The sequence below is a fragment of the Salarchaeum japonicum genome (assembly GCF_049705945.1).
Taxonomy (GTDB): domain Archaea; phylum Halobacteriota; class Halobacteria; order Halobacteriales; family Halobacteriaceae; genus Salarchaeum; species Salarchaeum japonicum_A.
Genome location: NZ_JBNAMV010000004.1, coordinates 2096166 through 2110112 on the forward strand (window position 1 = coordinate 2096166; position 13947 = coordinate 2110112).

The 13947-nt window shown below is 66.7% G+C and carries 18 protein-coding genes; 12 read left to right on the forward strand and 6 right to left on the reverse strand.

Features of this window, described 5'->3' with window-relative positions; genetic code table 11:
• Position 1: 1 nt before the first annotated feature.
• A complete protein-coding gene (locus ACOZ4O_RS13210; protein ID WP_424525988.1) occupies positions 2-880 on the reverse strand; it encodes an AAA family ATPase in 879 nt (292 codons plus the stop codon).
• A 167-nt stretch (positions 881-1047) separates the two neighbouring features.
• On the opposite strand from ACOZ4O_RS13210, the gene ACOZ4O_RS13215 reads away from it, so the two are divergent.
• Together ACOZ4O_RS13215 and ACOZ4O_RS13220 are read left to right on the forward strand one after the other, a co-directional pair.
• Positions 1048-2508, forward strand: a complete 1461-nt coding sequence (locus tag ACOZ4O_RS13215) for a Na+/H+ antiporter NhaC family protein (RefSeq protein WP_424525990.1) — start codon at positions 1048-1050, stop codon at positions 2506-2508.
• Positions 2509-2547: 39 nt separating this feature from the next.
• Positions 2548-2970, forward strand: a complete 423-nt coding sequence (locus tag ACOZ4O_RS13220) for a hypothetical protein (RefSeq protein WP_424525992.1) — start codon at positions 2548-2550, stop codon at positions 2968-2970.
• Here ACOZ4O_RS13220 and ACOZ4O_RS13225 read toward each other — a convergent pair.
• Genes ACOZ4O_RS13225 through ACOZ4O_RS13235 form a run of 3 tightly spaced genes read right to left on the reverse strand, consistent with a single transcriptional unit; the run spans position 2967 to position 5530 of the window.
• Positions 2967-3608: an RAD55 family ATPase gene (locus ACOZ4O_RS13225; RefSeq protein ID WP_424525994.1), complete on the reverse strand. Its 642-nt coding sequence runs from the start codon at positions 3606-3608 to the stop codon at positions 2967-2969. The genes ACOZ4O_RS13220 and ACOZ4O_RS13225 overlap by 4 nt on opposite strands.
• 45 nt (positions 3609-3653) lie before the next feature.
• Positions 3654-4586: an NAD-dependent epimerase/dehydratase family protein gene (locus ACOZ4O_RS13230; RefSeq protein ID WP_424525996.1), complete on the reverse strand. Its 933-nt coding sequence runs from the start codon at positions 4584-4586 to the stop codon at positions 3654-3656.
• A gap of 38 nt (positions 4587-4624) precedes the next feature.
• Complete coding sequence (locus tag ACOZ4O_RS13235) at positions 4625-5530, reverse strand: SDR family NAD(P)-dependent oxidoreductase (RefSeq protein WP_424525998.1); 906 nt, start codon at positions 5528-5530, stop codon at positions 4625-4627.
• 193 nt (positions 5531-5723) lie between these two features.
• Here ACOZ4O_RS13235 and ACOZ4O_RS13240 point away from each other — a divergent pair, with 193 nt between their 5' ends.
• The 7 genes from ACOZ4O_RS13240 to ACOZ4O_RS13270 all read left to right on the forward strand — a co-directional run bounded on the left by ACOZ4O_RS13240 (position 5724) and on the right by ACOZ4O_RS13270 (position 11464).
• Complete coding sequence (locus ACOZ4O_RS13240; protein ID WP_424526000.1) at positions 5724-6263, forward strand: tRNA (cytidine(56)-2'-O)-methyltransferase; 540 nt, start codon at positions 5724-5726, stop codon at positions 6261-6263.
• A gap of 196 nt (positions 6264-6459) precedes the next feature.
• The gene (locus ACOZ4O_RS13245) at positions 6460-6975 is read left to right on the forward strand and encodes a transcription factor (protein WP_424526002.1); all 516 of its coding nucleotides are present in this window, start codon (positions 6460-6462) and stop codon (positions 6973-6975) included.
• Positions 6975-7640 carry a DUF2110 family protein gene (locus tag ACOZ4O_RS13250; protein ID WP_424526004.1) on the forward strand — a complete coding sequence of 222 codons (666 nt, stop codon included), beginning with the start codon at positions 6975-6977 and terminating at the stop codon, positions 7638-7640. The genes ACOZ4O_RS13245 and ACOZ4O_RS13250 overlap by 1 nt, the downstream gene beginning before the upstream one ends.
• On the forward strand, positions 7637-8338 hold the full coding sequence (locus ACOZ4O_RS13255; protein ID WP_424526006.1) for a DUF5803 family protein: 702 nt from the start codon (positions 7637-7639) through the stop codon (positions 8336-8338). The genes ACOZ4O_RS13250 and ACOZ4O_RS13255 overlap by 4 nt, the downstream gene beginning before the upstream one ends.
• A gap of 31 nt (positions 8339-8369) precedes the next feature.
• Entirely contained in the window at positions 8370-9047 is a 678-nt protein-coding gene (locus ACOZ4O_RS13260; protein WP_424526008.1) for a competence/damage-inducible protein A, read from the forward strand.
• Between the two features lie 206 nt (positions 9048-9253).
• Complete coding sequence (locus ACOZ4O_RS13265; protein ID WP_424526010.1) at positions 9254-10321, forward strand: ATP-NAD kinase family protein; 1068 nt, start codon at positions 9254-9256, stop codon at positions 10319-10321.
• Between the two features lie 96 nt (positions 10322-10417).
• Positions 10418-11464: a PhoU domain-containing protein gene (locus ACOZ4O_RS13270; protein WP_424526012.1), complete on the forward strand. Its 1047-nt coding sequence runs from the start codon at positions 10418-10420 to the stop codon at positions 11462-11464.
• 13 nt (positions 11465-11477) lie between these two features.
• Here the strand turns inward: ACOZ4O_RS13270 and ACOZ4O_RS13275 are convergent, their stop codons facing one another.
• Both ACOZ4O_RS13275 and ACOZ4O_RS13280 read right to left on the reverse strand, forming a co-directional pair.
• On the reverse strand, positions 11478-11942 hold the full coding sequence (locus ACOZ4O_RS13275; protein ID WP_424526014.1) for a DUF7528 family protein: 465 nt from the start codon (positions 11940-11942) through the stop codon (positions 11478-11480).
• Positions 11887-13164 (reverse strand): LEA type 2 family protein, encoded by a 1278-nt coding sequence (locus ACOZ4O_RS13280; protein WP_424526016.1) that lies wholly within the window; start codon positions 13162-13164, stop codon positions 11887-11889. Before ACOZ4O_RS13280 ends, ACOZ4O_RS13275 begins: the two co-directional genes overlap by 56 nt.
• Before the next feature lie 82 nt (positions 13165-13246).
• On the opposite strand from ACOZ4O_RS13280, the gene ACOZ4O_RS13285 reads away from it, so the two are divergent.
• The 3 genes from ACOZ4O_RS13285 to ACOZ4O_RS13295 are packed head-to-tail and all read left to right on the forward strand — an operon-like array spanning position 13247 to position 13934.
• Positions 13247-13426: a DUF7525 family protein gene (locus tag ACOZ4O_RS13285; RefSeq protein WP_424526018.1), complete on the forward strand. Its 180-nt coding sequence runs from the start codon at positions 13247-13249 to the stop codon at positions 13424-13426.
• 48 nt (positions 13427-13474) lie between these two features.
• Positions 13475-13666 carry a DUF7535 family protein gene (locus ACOZ4O_RS13290; protein ID WP_424526020.1) on the forward strand — a complete coding sequence of 64 codons (192 nt, stop codon included), beginning with the start codon at positions 13475-13477 and terminating at the stop codon, positions 13664-13666.
• Between the two features lie 43 nt (positions 13667-13709).
• On the forward strand, positions 13710-13934 hold the full coding sequence (locus ACOZ4O_RS13295; RefSeq protein WP_145847794.1) for a DUF7123 family protein: 225 nt from the start codon (positions 13710-13712) through the stop codon (positions 13932-13934).
• Positions 13935-13947: the final 13 nt, after the last annotated feature.

Here is a 13947-nt window from a genome sequence, read left to right on the forward strand (position 1 = left end):
CTCACGCCCCCGTGTCAACGCCGGCGGCCGCGAGCACGTCCCGGAGCGCGTCGCCGTCGAAGCGCTCCACGTCGTCCGCGTCCTTGAGCACGCACGACAGCGTCTCCCGGACCGACGCGACGGTGACGGTGTCGCGGCCGAGCACGGAGAACGCCTCCGCCCACTCGAGCGTCTCCGCCACTCCCGGCGGCTTGCGGAGCGGGCGGTCCCGGAGTTCCGCCACGACGCCGCAGAGGTCCGCCGCGACCGCCGGGTCGAGTTCCGGGACCTTCCGCTCCAGGATTTCACGCTCACGCTCCATCGACGGCGGTTCGAGATTCAGGTAGAGACACCGCCGCTTCAGCGCGTCGCTCAACTCCCGCGTCCGGTTCGACGTGAGCACGACCACGGGCGGCGTCTCCGCGCGGACCGTGCCGAGCTCGGGAATCGACACCTGAAAGTCGCTCAGCACTTCGAGCAGGAGTGCTTCGAACGCCTCGTCCGCGCGGTCCACCTCGTCCACGAGCAGGACGGCCGGTCGGTCGCCGTCGTGGCGCAGCGCTCGGAGAAGCGGGCGTTCGAGCAGGTACTCCTCCTCGAACACGGAGTCCGCGCCGGTCTGCGCGTCCAGCAGTTGCTTCGTGTAGTTCCACTCGTAGAGCGCTTCTTCTGCCGCGAGCCCCTCGTAGCACTGGAGGCGCACGAGCTCGGTGTCGAACCCGCTGGCGAGTACCTTCGCGAGCTCGGTCTTCCCGGCGCCCGGTTCGCCCTCGACGAGCAGCGGCTTCCCCAGTCGGAGCGCGAGCAACGTCGTCGTCACCACGTCGTCGCCGGCGACGTACTGCTCTCGCTCGAACACCGACCGGAGGTCCGCCTCCGACACCTCCGACAGGTCGTCCATACCCGACGTTGCCACCCGAGGCCTAAACATCCGCCGGGCTGTCGGGATGTCGCGGCCGGCTGCGGGGTGGGACGTGACGAGTGACCGCGGCCGGTATGGGACACTAACCCATACACGTAGTGCATACAACAGAACTGTTTAATGCTTCACGGTGATATAGTCGGACGATGAGTTCGGACTTCCAGCCCAAAACACTCAGTGACATCCCACCGGAACGCCGGCCCTCGCTCGGGGAAGCGCTCCTGCCGATTCTCGGCGTCGTCGTCTTCCTCGGCGTCGGCTCCGGCTACCTCGGGCTCGCACCGCACGCACCCCTCCTCTGGAGCATCGTCTTCGGCGGCCTCGTCGGCCTCGTCCGCCTCGACCTCACGTACTCCGACCTCTACGACGCCGTCTCGAACGGCCTCATCATGGGCCTCCAGGCGCTCCTCATCCTCTTCACCATCTACGCCCTCATCGCCACCTGGGTCAGCGCCGGCACAATCCCCGGCCTGATGTACTACGGCCTCGGCGTCCTCACCCCCAAGATATTCCTGCCCGTCACCGCGCTGCTCGCCGCCATCGTCGCGTTCTCCATCGGGAGCTCGTGGACGACCGCCGGCACGCTCGGCGTCGCCTTCATCGGCATCGGCTCCGGCCTCGGCATCCCCGCACCGATGACCGCCGGCGCGATTCTCTCCGGCGCGTACGCCGGCGACAAACAGAGCCCGCTCAGCGACACCACCAACCTCGCCGCCGCCGTCACCAACACCGACCTCTACGACCACATCGACGCGATGAAAGTCGGGACCGCCATCGCACTCGGCCTCTCCATCGTCGTCTACGCCGTCCTCGGCCTCCGCGCCGGCGGCGCGATTCCTGCCGGCCAAGTCGAGAGCATCCGCGGCGCGCTCGCTGGCACCTACACGACGAACCCCATCGTCTTCCTCCCGCTCGTCGTCACGTTCGGACTCGCGCTCTACGGCATCCCCGCCCTCCCCACGCTCGTCACCGGCGTCTTCGCCGGCGCGCTCACCACCGTCCTCCTTCAGGGCGCGCAGTTCACCACCGCCTGGAACGTCTTCCTCAACGGCACCGCGCCCGAGACCGGCGTCAAACTCGTGAACGACCTGCTCGCCACCGGCGGCCTCTCCGGATCCGCGTGGACCATCACCGTCGTCGTCCTCGCGCTCTCCCTCGGCGGCCTCCTCGAAGGCATGGGCGTGCTCGCCGTGCTCGCGAACGAACTCCTCGACCTCGTCTGGAGCGAGAACAGCCTCGTCGCCGGCACCGGCGTCGCCGCGTTCGTCACGAACGTCTTCAGCGCCCAGCAGTACATGAGCATCGTCCTTCCCGGAGTCAGCCTCCGGAACGCCTACGACGAGTACGACCTTGACTCCCGCAACCTCTCCCGCGCCGTCGAAGCCGTCGGAACCCCGAGCGGCGCGCTCATCCCCTGGCACGCCGGCGCAGTCTACATGTCCGGCGTCTTCGGCGTCCCGACCCTCACCGGAAGCATCGACCTCGCGAACCTCAGCGTCTCCATCGGCGGATACGCGCCCTACTACGCGTTCGCGTTCTTCAGCCCGCTCCTCCTGTTCGTCATGGCCGCGACCGGCTACGGGTTTGTCGCGAAATCCGACACTTGAGGGGGAAGGTTAACAGTCGGCGACCGCGAAGAAAACGCCATGAATTCAGACGTGCTTGACGACTTTCTCGCCGCCGCACGGGAGCAGCGCCCCCTGCGTGTCGCCGTTCATTACGATGGCGACGATTACACAGTTCTCTACCGCCGCGACGACATCGCGAACGTGTTCACCGACGAGGAGTTCGACGAGATCGTGAAGAACGCCATTCTCAAAGGCCTCGACGAAACACCTGAACAGGGAGAGTTCACGCGCTGGGGAACACTCGACATGACCGCACGATGGTTCAACGAAATCCTCCTCATCCATGTTCCGATAGGCGAATGGGAGGGCCTCATCGTGAGCTTCGACCGCGGAGAGCTCTCCGACTATGGCGACCTCGTGAACGAACTCCTCGCGTACGTAGACGCGGAACTCAGAGACGAAGAGTCCTCGGAGGTCGCCGCCGAAGAACACTTCTCCTAGAGCGGCTGCCAGTCCGTCGGCGCTCCTGCGAGGCCGAGCACGCGGACCTCGACGCGCCCCGCGTCCTCGTTGTGGCGCGTCTGCACCATTCCATCGAACAGCGGCGCGAACGTGTCGAACGCCGTGCGGTCGTCGGTCTCCAACACGGTCGCACCGAACCAGCCGTGCTGCTGGATGCGCCCCGTCAATACGTTCATGAACCGGAACACGCGACGGGTGTCCGCGTACATCAACATCGTCGACAGCGACGCCATCCCGAACCGGACCGGCCGGTCCTCCTCGCTGAACCGCTTGAAGAACCCGGCCGCACGAATCCCGATATCGGTGAGGTCGCCGGGCGAAGAGACGTACCGGACGTTCTCGCGCTCCCGGTAGTCGCCGCCGCGCTCCCGCGTCACGCAGTCGATAACGCCCGCGCGGCCTTCCGCCGTCGCCGTGCGAATCGGCTGCGACACGTCGAGCAGGCGGTCGGCGCTGTCCCGCGTCGTCACGACGACTGCACCCTCGCCCGCCGAGAGCCCGCGCTCCACGAGCGAACGGGCGAGTTCTCGCTTCCGACTCATCGCCGGGCCTCCAACGAGGAGGTTCGTCCCCTCGGGGACCTCCTCAACCGGAAGCACCGAGCCGACATCGAACATCGAACTACCCGACGTTTCGAGCCTGACGGACAAAAGAATACCCGTCTACTCGCGAAGTTCGTCCGCGAGCTGTCGGGCCGCCCGGCGAACCGCGTCGTCGCTCGACTCAGGGGGTTCCCAGCCGAGCGCGGACAGCTTCTCGATGGAGAGCCGCATCTTCGGCACGTCACCCGTCCATCCGCGGTCACCGCCCGTATACTCGTACTCGGGGTCGATGTCGAGCACGTCCGCGACGATGTCCGCGATGCTGTTCACGCTCGTCGTCGTCCGCGTCCCCAAATTGTACGTGTTCAGGTCGTCGTCCGCGTGCTCCACGACGTGACACATCGCGTCCACGCACTCCTCGACGTGCAGGTAGGACTTCTCCTGGCGGCCGTTCCCGAGGATTGTAAGCGTCTCCGGATCGTCGAGGAGCTTCTCGATGAAGTCCGGAATGACGTTCCCGCGCTGGCGCGGCCCGACGATGTTCGCGAACCGATACATCCACGACTGGATGCCGTGGCTGTGCGCGTACGTCGACACCAGTCCCTCGTCCGCGAGCTTCGACGCGCCGTAGATACTGATGGGTTCGAGCGGCGCGTAATCCTCCGGCGTCGGCATCGGCGCCTCCCCGTACACCGTCGAGGAGGACGTGAACGCGAGTTTGTCCACGCCGACCTCGTTCATGCGTTCGAGGACGTTGTACGTCATTTCGCCGTTCTCCTCGAACAGCTTCCGGGGGTTCGAGTAGTTCGTGTCCGTGTACGCCGCGAAGTGGAACACGATATCGACATCCTCGGTGATGACCTCGGAAACGTCGTCCTCGTCCCGCAGGTCCGCTTTCTCGAACGCGACACCGTCGGGCACGCGGTCGCGCGTGCCCTTCGAGAGGTTGTCCACCGCGAGTACGTCGTTCTCGTCCGCGAGGTGGCCGGCGAGATGGGAGCCGACCAGTCCCGCGGCACCCGTAACGACGACCCGCTGTCCGATGAGGTCCATACGCGACCTGTCGGCGGCCGGGAAAAGTGCCTTCCGGTCTACGGGACCGTCGGGTCGGTGCCAGTGAGTGCGGCGCTCGCCGTCCAGAGCCGACGCTGCGCGTCCGCGTCGAGCGCGGCGTCGTCCGGCGTCGCCGGTTCGCAGTCGGCGAAGTACTCGCCAGCCGTGTCCGCGACCGCGGGGGACGCCGCGAGGTAGACCGACGTGGTCGCCGCCTCCGCCGGCGTCGATACCACGCCGCCAGTCAGGGCCGTCGGCAGTCGCGTCGCCAGACCGACGCCGAGCCGGACGGGAATGCTCGCGTGCCGCCACAGCCCGCTGCCGGGCACGAACCCCGGATGGAGCGCGTTCGCGGTCGGGCCGTTCAGGCGGGCCGCGAGTTCGCGCGTGAACAGCACGTTCGCGAGCTTCGACCTCCGATAGGCCGCCAGCCCGTCGTAGTTTTCCACGGAACGGAACCGCTCGAAGTCGAGGGTCGCGCCGCGGTGCGCGTCGCTCGCGACGGTGACAACCCTGCCGTCCTCGGACAGGCGGTCGCGGAGCTCGTACGTCAGGAGGAACGGCGCGAGGTGGTTCACGGCGAACGTCGCCTCGACGCCGTTCTCCGTGAGCCAGCCGTCGTCGAAGTGCGCGCCGGCGTTGTGCAGCAACACGTCGAGCGTGTCGTGGCGCTCCCGCACGGCGCGCGCGAACTCGCGCACGGCGCGCTGGCTAGTGTAGTCCGCGAGGTAGAGTTCCCCGTTCGAGTGCTCGCGGACGGCGTCGAGCACGCGCTCGCCTTTCGTGCGGTCGCGGCCGTGGAGAAGGACGTGCGCGCCGAGGCGGGCGAGCGCGAGCGCGGTCTCACGGCCGACACCGTCGGTCGCGCCGGTGACGAGCACGGTCTTCCCGTCGAGAGACGTGCTCTCGACACCTGCATCGACTTCGGGACGATAGTCGCTCATGCGAGCGCTACGACTCCCAACGGCAAAAAGGGGCGTTCGGCGACACGACCGGGGCCGCGCGGGCGTGTGTCGCGCACTCCGTGTTCCGAGTCTCGCGCGGCGACGGTTACGTCACGCCACCCCCTGGCCCCGCCCTCGTATTTGAACGGTCGGTTCCGAAACGCGTTACCCGCCGCGGCCGCTCCACCACGGTATGCAGGGAGACAGCGAAGTCGTCGTGTGCCGGTACGGCCACCGTCCCGGCCGCGACGACCGCATGACGACGCACGTGGGGCTGACGGCGCGCGCGCTCGGCGCGGACCGCGTCGTGTTCCCCGCGAACGCCGGTCAGTCGGCGGAAACCGTCCGCGACATCACGGGCCGGTTCGGCGGCCCGTTCGCCGTCGAACTCACCGACGAACAGGACGCCCTCATCCGGAACTGGGAGGGAAAAATCGCCCATCTCACGATGTACGGCGAACGCGTGCAGGACGCCCAGGACGAAATACGGGACGCGCACGCGGAGAACGACTTCTTGGTCGTCGTCGGCGGCGAGAAAGTCCCGTTCTCCGTCTACGAGCACGCCGACTGGAACGTCGGCGTCACTAACCAACCCCACTCCGAAGTCGCCGGACTCGCCGTCTTCCTCGACCGCCTCTTCGACGGCCGCGAACTCGACCGCGACTGGGAGGGCGCACAACGTCGCGTCATCCCCGAAGAAACCGGGAAGAACGTCGAACAACTCGACGACTAACGTCTCCGCGTTCGCAGGTTTCGCGGCTCGTGGCTCCGTTGTCGCCGCTCGCTTATTCCGCGGAGCCTCACCTGCGGTTCGGCCCCGCGTACCGCGTGCTCACGCTTCACGTCGTTCAGCGTTCGTGTGTTCCGCGGCGCGAAGCGCCGCGTATCCCGATGGTATTAAGGGTCGTTCGGCCCGGAGTTACACGCAAATGGCTTTTGAGGACTTACTCGACGATCCGGTGGTGCAGAAGTACCTCCACGAACTCGTCGGGCCGACGGGGATGCCGGTGGCGGCCGCGCCGCCGGACGGCGAGGTGACGGACGAGGAGCTCGCGGAGCGACTTGGCCTCGAACTGAACGACGTGCGCCGCGCGCTCTTCATTCTCTACGAGAACGACCTCGCGACCTACCGACGGGTCCGGGACGAGGATTCGGGCTGGCTGACCTACCTCTGGACGTTCGAGTACGACAACATCCCGGAGAACCTCGCGGAGGAGATGGACCGCCTCCTGGAGGCGCTGCGGGAGCGCCGCGAGTACGAACTGGAGAACGAGTTCTACCTCTGTGAGGTGGACTCCATCCGGTTCGAGTTCGGTGAAGCGATGGACTTCGGATTCGAGTGTCCGGAGTGTGGGTCGCCCCTGGAGTCGATGGAGAACACGGACATGCTGTCGTCCATCGACGACCGAATCAACGCGCTCGAATCGGAGTTGAACGCGGCATAATGGTCGTCCTTGCAACCAAAGTGTACGTCGGCGGCGACGCCCGCGAACGCGCACTCGACGGCCTGCGGTCGCTCATCCAGAACACGGTCGGCGACCTCGACGTGGAGTTCGACATCGGCGTGCGTCACGACGGCTTCCCGTCCGTGACGCTCTCCGGGCCGGACGAGGAGGTCGCGCGGAACGCCCTGCGCGAGGAGTGGGGCGTCATCACGCCCCAGTTCCGCGAGGGCGACACCTACACGGGCACGCTCGAATCCTGGGACGAGGACGGGTTCGTTCTCGACGCGGGCGAGGAGATTCGGATTCCCACGGACGAACTCGGTCTCGGGCCCGGAACGCCCGAGCAGGTCCGACAGCGGTTCGGCCTCGTCCAGCACATGCCGCTCCGGTTCGTGTACGACGAGCCGTGTTCGCTCGCCGAGGAAGAGCGCGACCGACTGTTCGAGTGGACGCGCGGCACCGGTCGCGTGAACGTGAACAGCGCCACCCGCGGGGAGACGCGGGCGACGGTGAACCGCGCGGGCCACGCGCACGACATCGTCACGGTCGAACGCCTCGGCCTCCTCGAACAGAGCATCATCTGTCGCGAGGACACGGACGCGCCCGGCCTGCTCTCCAGCATCGGCGAGTACCTGCCCGCCGAACTCCTCGCCGTCGTTCCATGAGGCGTCGGCTGGTCGCGGTGCTCGCGGTTTGCGCGCTCGCCGCTACCGCCGGCTGTATGGGAATGGGGTTCTCCGGCGCAGACGGTGAGAACGTGTCCTACGACTGGAACGCGTCCGCGGACGCTTCAGTCGACGTATCGACGGGGTCCTATCAGGCAGTCTACCGCGTGAACAACACCACAGAGCTCTCCTTTTCGACGCCGACTGACCTCACGGGCGACCAGCCGGTCACGCTCTCGGCCGTGAAGTTCCAGTACTCGAACGGCACAGTCGTGAACGAGTCCGTGGTCGACGTTTCCCAGTCGCGTTCGTCGACGACGGTGTCGCTCCCGACCGATACGGGGCAGGTGGCGTTCACCGCGCCCGCCGACCAGCGAGGCGTCACCGTCTCCACGCCTGTCGAGGGGTCCTACGAGGTCGTACTCCCCGGTGACATGGACGTGGCGATTCCCGTGCTCGGCCACGTCGACCCCGGCGGTTACGATCGCTCCGTCGAGGACGGTCGCGTCCACCTCGCGTGGGAGTCGCTCGACAGCGGCCACATCGAGGTGACGTACTACTACGAACAGGACGTCTACCTCTTCGGGGGCGTCATCGTGCTCGCCGTCCTGCTGGGCGTGACGGGCGCGTTCTACCTCCGTAACCAGATCCGGCGGCTCCAGCAGTACCGGGAGGACGCGGGTCTCGACGTCGAATAGCGCTTTTATCGTCGGCGTCCCTTCGGTCGGTATGAAGGTCGGCGTTCTCACTGTCGGCGACGAGCTACTGTCCGGGGAGACGGAGAACACGAACGCGTCCTGGCTTGGCCGCAGGCTCGCGGAGCGCGGCGTCACCGTCCGCCGGACGGTCGTCGTGCCGGACGATATCGAGGAGATAGCGGCGGAGACGCGACGGCTCGCGGACCGGTACGACGCCGTCATCGTCACCGGTGGACTGGGGCCGACGCACGACGACGTGACGATGGACGGCGTCGCCGCGGCGTTCGACCGCGACGTGACCGAGCACCCGGACGCGGTCGCGTGGTTCGAGGCGCATGGCGGCTACCACAACAGCGACCTCGCCGAGGGAACGACGTTCCTCCCCGAGGACGCCCGCCTTCTACCGAACGAGGAGGGCGTCGCGCCGGGCGCGGTCGTAGAGAACGTCTACGTTCTCCCGGGCGTGCCGTCGGAGATGAAGGCGATGTTCGACGCGGTCGAATCCGAGTTCGAGGGCGAACGCACGCACGTCGAGGTCGTGCACTCGGAGAAGCCGGAGTCGGCGCTCGTCGACACGCTCACCGAAGTGCAGGAACAGTTCGACGTGACAGTCGGGAGCTATCCCGGCGACGGCGTTCGCATCCGCGTCGGAAGCCCCGACCCGGAGACGGCGGAGGCGGCGGCAGCGTGGTTGCGCGAACGAGTATAGCGCTCTACCGGAGGATAGACGCGGCCCACGCGACGACGAACAGGACGCCGACGGCGAGTACGGCGTAACTCACGAGGTCGATTGGCAGGCTGCCCGCGGTTTCCGCGACGAGTGCGTTCATACCTGCGTCTCTCGCCCCGCGGGCTTAGTGTTTTTCGAGTCGCCGCGACCCCGTCGCACTTTACGCGCCCGCCCGTACGCCGGGTATGCGCACTATCGGAGTCGTCGTGAACCCCATCGCGGGCATGGGGGGACGCGTCGGCCTGAAGGGAACCGACGGCGTTCTGGAGGAAGCGCGGCGGCGGGGCGCGGAGCCGCGAGCGCCGGAGCGCGCGACGAAGGCACTGCGCGCGCTCCGCGACGCCGACCCTGACGTTCGCGTGCTCGCGTACGGCGGCCGCATGGGCGCGGACGAGGCCCGCGACGCCGGGTTCGACCCCGAAGTCGTCGGCGATCCCGCGGGCGACGAGACGACCGCTTCCGACACTCGGGCCGCCGTCGAGGCGTTCGTGGACGTTGGCGTCGACCTCGTGTTGTTCGTCGGCGGGGACGGCACCGCCGTGGACATCGCGGAAGCGCTCGACGACCTCGATTCGGACACGCCGATTCTCGGCGTTCCCGCGGGCGTGAAAGTCTATTCTTCGGTGTTCGCGGTGCGGCCGGAGGCCGCGGGCCGTATCGCCGCGTCCTTCGAGCGAACCGAGGGCCGGGAAGTGAACGACATCGACGAGGACGCGTACCGCGAGGGCGAGGTGCGGGCCGAACTGAAAGCCGTCGTCGAGGTTCCGGTCGCGGAACAGCTCCAGTCGAGCAAGCAGCTCTCGGGTGGGACCGTCGAGGCACTCGCCGAGGGAGTTGCGGACGACGTCGAGGACGGCGTGACGTACGTGCTCGGCCCCGGAAGCACCGTCGGCGCGGTGAAGGAGGCGCTCGGCTTTCCGGGGTCGCCGCTCGGCGTGGATCTGTGGCGGGACGGCGAGGTGCTCGTCCGGGACGCGACCGAGGACGACATCCTCGCACACCTCGGCGAGCGCAACGTCATCGTCGTGTCGCCCATCGGCGGTCAGGGGTTCGTGTTCGGCCGCGGCAACCACCAGATAAGCCCCGAGGTCATCCGGCGGAGTGAGGTCGAGGTCGTTGCGTCCCGTCGAAAGCTCGACGATATCGGCGCGCTCCGCGTGGACACCGGTGACGAGGACGTGGACGAGTCGCTCCGCGGCTGGATGCGCGTGCGGACGGGCCGCTTCGAGCGACGCCTCGTCAAGGTCGTCTAGGGCGCAGTGGCGAGATGTGAGTGAACACGCAACATCCTAAGGCCAATATAAGGTTCGAGAGACAAGATTAAGTCCGATTGGTCACTCTGTTCGGGTATGGATACGCGAAAGGTTCAACGCCTCGGCCCCTCGACGCTCGCGATGACGCTGCCCGCGGAGTGGGCGCGCGCGCAGAACGTCGAGAAGGGCGAGGAGATAACGGTTCGCGAGAGTGGGAAGGGAACGCTCACCATCACGCCCGAGTCATCCCGCGAGGAGGACACCGAAGCGACGATTCACGTCGAGTCCTTCGCCGCCGACGCCCCCGATAGCGTCGACGCCGTCGAACGCGCCATCGTCGGCCAGTACGTGCTCGGCCGCCGCATCATTCACGTCGAGAGCGACGGCGCGCTCGACTCCGCGCACATCAACGCCGTCTACAAGGCCGAAACCCAACTCATGGGGCTCGGCGTCATCGAGGAGACGCCCGAACGCATCACCATCCGGTGCTCGGTCGACCCCGAGGACTTCGACCTCGACAACCTCCTCCAGCGCCTCGAGAACACCGGCAGCACGATGCGCGGCGAGGCCATCAAAGCGCTCGCGCACGGCAACCCCGACATCGCCCAGCGCGCGCTCAACCGCGAACGCCAGGCGAACAAGATCTTCGTCCTCTGTCTCCGCCTCATCTTCACCGCCTACCAGAACCCGAACCTCGCGCGCGCCGTCGGATTGGACGACGGCTTCCCCCTCATCGGCTACCGGAGCGTCGCGAAGAACCTCGAGCTCACCGCGGACAACGCCGAGGACATCGCCGAAATCGTCCTCGAAACCGAGGGACACACGCTCGACATCGACTCGAAGATACTCCGCCGCATCCGCGAGTTCACCGACCAAGTCGACGAAATCACGAAACTCTCCGTCGACGCCGTCGTGAACCGCGACTACGACGCCACCGTCGAGGTCCGCAAACTCTTCAAGGACATCGAGGACCGCGAGGGCGAAATCCTCGCCGACCTCCCCGAGATGGAGAACGAGAAACTCCTCCGCGTCCGCGAAGTCCTCGTCAGCCTCCAGCAGACCGCGCAGTACGCGATGCGGAACGCCGAAATCGCCGCGAACCTCGCGCTCAACGAACAGTCCGACCACACCACCATCAACTAACCGCTGCGGCCGTCTAGCCGCCGATTTTCCTCGCACGCAGCGGGCTTCGCCCGTCGAGTTCGCACGCGAATCCCGGATGTTCGGCGAAGTGCCGCACCATCATGTGACGCCGCGACCCCGTCAACCCCGCCTTCGAGAGGTCGTCAGCGTCGAACACGTCCGGGAGTCGGTCGAACAACCGCCTGGCTTCCCGGAACGTCTCGAACACCGCGGAGTTCCCCGTGGAGTCCGCGTTCCGGCGTTCGACGACGTAACTACCGTCCTCGCGGTGGACGCACGCGGTGCGGAAGAAGGATTCGCGGCGCGTGAGGGCGTCCCCGACGCCGTCTTTCAGTTCCTCGGCGGCGTCTCGGGAGAGTTCGACCGTCTCGCCGCCGATCGTGACGACGACCGATTCGCCCTTGCCGTCGACTGCAATCTCATCACGCGTGGAGAACGCGACCAGGAGACTGAGTACTCCGTGCCATACTCGAAACACCGCCCTCCTCACTCATAAACGTACTCCCCTGACTGACTGCGAGGATGCCGCCGTCGTCCGTCGTCGTCCCGCTAGTCGTCGTCTCACCGCCGGTCGTCGCTCCATCGCCCGTCGTGGTTCCGCCGTCCGTGGTCGTGTCGCCTGAAGTCGCCGTGCCGTCGCTCGTGTCGGTCGTGGTCGTCCCACTCGTGGTCGTGCTATCCCCGCGGTCCGATGTGGTCGTGGTGGTGTCGTTCGACGCGCCGTTCGACGAGTCGTTCTCGTCGCCGTCTTGGAAGATGTTCGTCTCGATGGTACGGTTGTACGTGAGGCCGCGCAGCGGAATCCGCATCTCGCCCGCCCCAGCTACCGGCGGGTCGATGACCGCGTAGAAGTCGATGGTGAGGTTCGTCACCTGGTCGTTCCGGAGGTGGGACACCCACCACTCGTCGAGGCGCTGGTTCCGGATGGCCGTCTGCGCGTTCACGACCTTGGACTCGTGCGGCGGAACGACGACGCCCCGGTCGAGTTCACCGCTCCCGACCGAGATGTCGTTCATCGTGATGTTGTACCCGATCTTGGAGACGCCGAGCGGGGTGTCCTTCGGGTTGTGCACGAGGAACTCCATATCGATGGGGGTCTCGGCGGACGACACGCCACCCCAGGAGGCGTTCGTGCGGTTCACGTAGAACAATGGGTCGTCCACGAGAACGCTCCCCGAGTCGACGGCACGCGTCTCGCTCGAATTGAACTGACTGATGATGTCCGTCGAAATGGTCTGTCCGCCCGTCTGATAGTTGAACGTCCGACCAAGCAGGCCCGAGTGCACGTCCGCGTTCACCACGAGCGACGTGGATTCGCCGTTCCGAATGTGCGTCACCCACCAGTCCGGAATCCGATTGTTCTGGAGGTACGTCGTGAGATTGATGCTCGTATTCCCGGTGTCGATGTCGAACCCGGACTTCGACCCCGTGGCCATCGTCACGTCGTTCATCAGCACGCTGTAGTTCACGGTCGTGTCACCGAGTCGAACCCCGAGCGGGTTCGGGTTGTGAACGACGAGTTCGGTGTTCACGGCCGTCGTGTCGTCCGTGATTTCCCCGAAGTCGTTGTCCATCGAGGCGACGCTCGGCACGCCGACGACGCCAGTGACCACCGCACCCCCCGCCACGACGCCCAGGCCGAGGACGACCGTGAGCGCGACGCGGATAGTGCTCCCGAACAACAGCGAACGAACGTCCATACGTCGTGAACGCACTCCCCGTGGTTAATCGTTGTCGGCCGCCATGGAAGTGATTAAGGCACTCGCGCCGGACGACTCGCGTATGGCAACCGAAACCGAAACTGACGCGAGCCTCGGCGGAGGCGTGCTGCTCGGCGCGCTCAGCGTCGCCGGCGCGCTCGGGATGTACGTCGCGCAGAGTCAAGCGAACACCGCGTGGGCGTTCGCGGCCGCGGTCACCCTTGGCGTCCTCGCCGTCGGCGCGTTCCACGTCTACGACTGACGCCGCGGGGGCGATGCGTTTTTGCGGGTACTCCCACAACCACCGAGTATGCCCACGACATCGAAGACGGACCGCGCCCTATCCTTCCTGTTCAGTCCGATTAGCTCGGACGACCCCTTCATGACGCTCGTCGGACTGATGCTGCTCACGGCAATGGTGTTCCTCTTCCTCCCACTGCTCCCCGTGCTCGCCGCGCTCTGGATGCTCGATAAAGTCCTCGGCAGTCCGGACGCGGAGTGAGCAGCAGAACCATTAAGCGCTCGAAACCCGTACTATCCCACTAATGGCCGACTACACCGAGGAGGAGCGCGAAATCGTGGACTACCTCCGGGAGAGCGTGGCCACCGGCGAGCGGTACTTCCGCGCGAAAACCATCGCGGACGCCATCGGACTCACCGCGAAACAGGTGGGCGTGCGGCTGCCGCGGCTCGCGGAGAAGTCCGAGGACGTGGACATCGAGAAGTGGGGCCGCTCGCGCTCGACCACATGGAAGGTCGAACCGCAGTAATCGGCGGGTTTTT

Coding starts and splice junctions, on each gene's coding strand:
- ACOZ4O_RS13210 (WP_424525988.1), bottom strand. CDS start 880: ATGGACGACCTGTCGGAGGTGTCGGAGGCGGACCTCCGGTCGGTGTTC.
- ACOZ4O_RS13215 (WP_424525990.1), top strand. CDS start 1,048: ATGAGTTCGGACTTCCAGCCCAAAACACTCAGTGACATCCCACCGGAA.
- ACOZ4O_RS13220 (WP_424525992.1), top strand. CDS start 2,548: ATGAATTCAGACGTGCTTGACGACTTTCTCGCCGCCGCACGGGAGCAG.
- ACOZ4O_RS13225 (WP_424525994.1), bottom strand. CDS start 3,608: ATGTTCGATGTCGGCTCGGTGCTTCCGGTTGAGGAGGTCCCCGAGGGG.
- ACOZ4O_RS13230 (WP_424525996.1), bottom strand. CDS start 4,586: ATGGACCTCATCGGACAGCGGGTCGTCGTTACGGGTGCCGCGGGACTG.
- ACOZ4O_RS13235 (WP_424525998.1), bottom strand. CDS start 5,530: ATGAGCGACTATCGTCCCGAAGTCGATGCAGGTGTCGAGAGCACGTCT.
- ACOZ4O_RS13240 (WP_424526000.1), top strand. CDS start 5,724: ATGCAGGGAGACAGCGAAGTCGTCGTGTGCCGGTACGGCCACCGTCCC.
- ACOZ4O_RS13245 (WP_424526002.1), top strand. CDS start 6,460: ATGGCTTTTGAGGACTTACTCGACGATCCGGTGGTGCAGAAGTACCTC.
- ACOZ4O_RS13250 (WP_424526004.1), top strand. CDS start 6,975: ATGGTCGTCCTTGCAACCAAAGTGTACGTCGGCGGCGACGCCCGCGAA.
- ACOZ4O_RS13255 (WP_424526006.1), top strand. CDS start 7,637: ATGAGGCGTCGGCTGGTCGCGGTGCTCGCGGTTTGCGCGCTCGCCGCT.
- ACOZ4O_RS13260 (WP_424526008.1), top strand. CDS start 8,370: ATGAAGGTCGGCGTTCTCACTGTCGGCGACGAGCTACTGTCCGGGGAG.
- ACOZ4O_RS13265 (WP_424526010.1), top strand. CDS start 9,254: ATGCGCACTATCGGAGTCGTCGTGAACCCCATCGCGGGCATGGGGGGA.
- ACOZ4O_RS13270 (WP_424526012.1), top strand. CDS start 10,418: ATGGATACGCGAAAGGTTCAACGCCTCGGCCCCTCGACGCTCGCGATG.
- ACOZ4O_RS13280 (WP_424526016.1), bottom strand. CDS start 13,164: ATGGACGTTCGTTCGCTGTTGTTCGGGAGCACTATCCGCGTCGCGCTC.
- ACOZ4O_RS13285 (WP_424526018.1), top strand. CDS start 13,247: ATGGCAACCGAAACCGAAACTGACGCGAGCCTCGGCGGAGGCGTGCTG.
- ACOZ4O_RS13290 (WP_424526020.1), top strand. CDS start 13,475: ATGCCCACGACATCGAAGACGGACCGCGCCCTATCCTTCCTGTTCAGT.
- ACOZ4O_RS13295 (WP_145847794.1), top strand. CDS start 13,710: ATGGCCGACTACACCGAGGAGGAGCGCGAAATCGTGGACTACCTCCGG.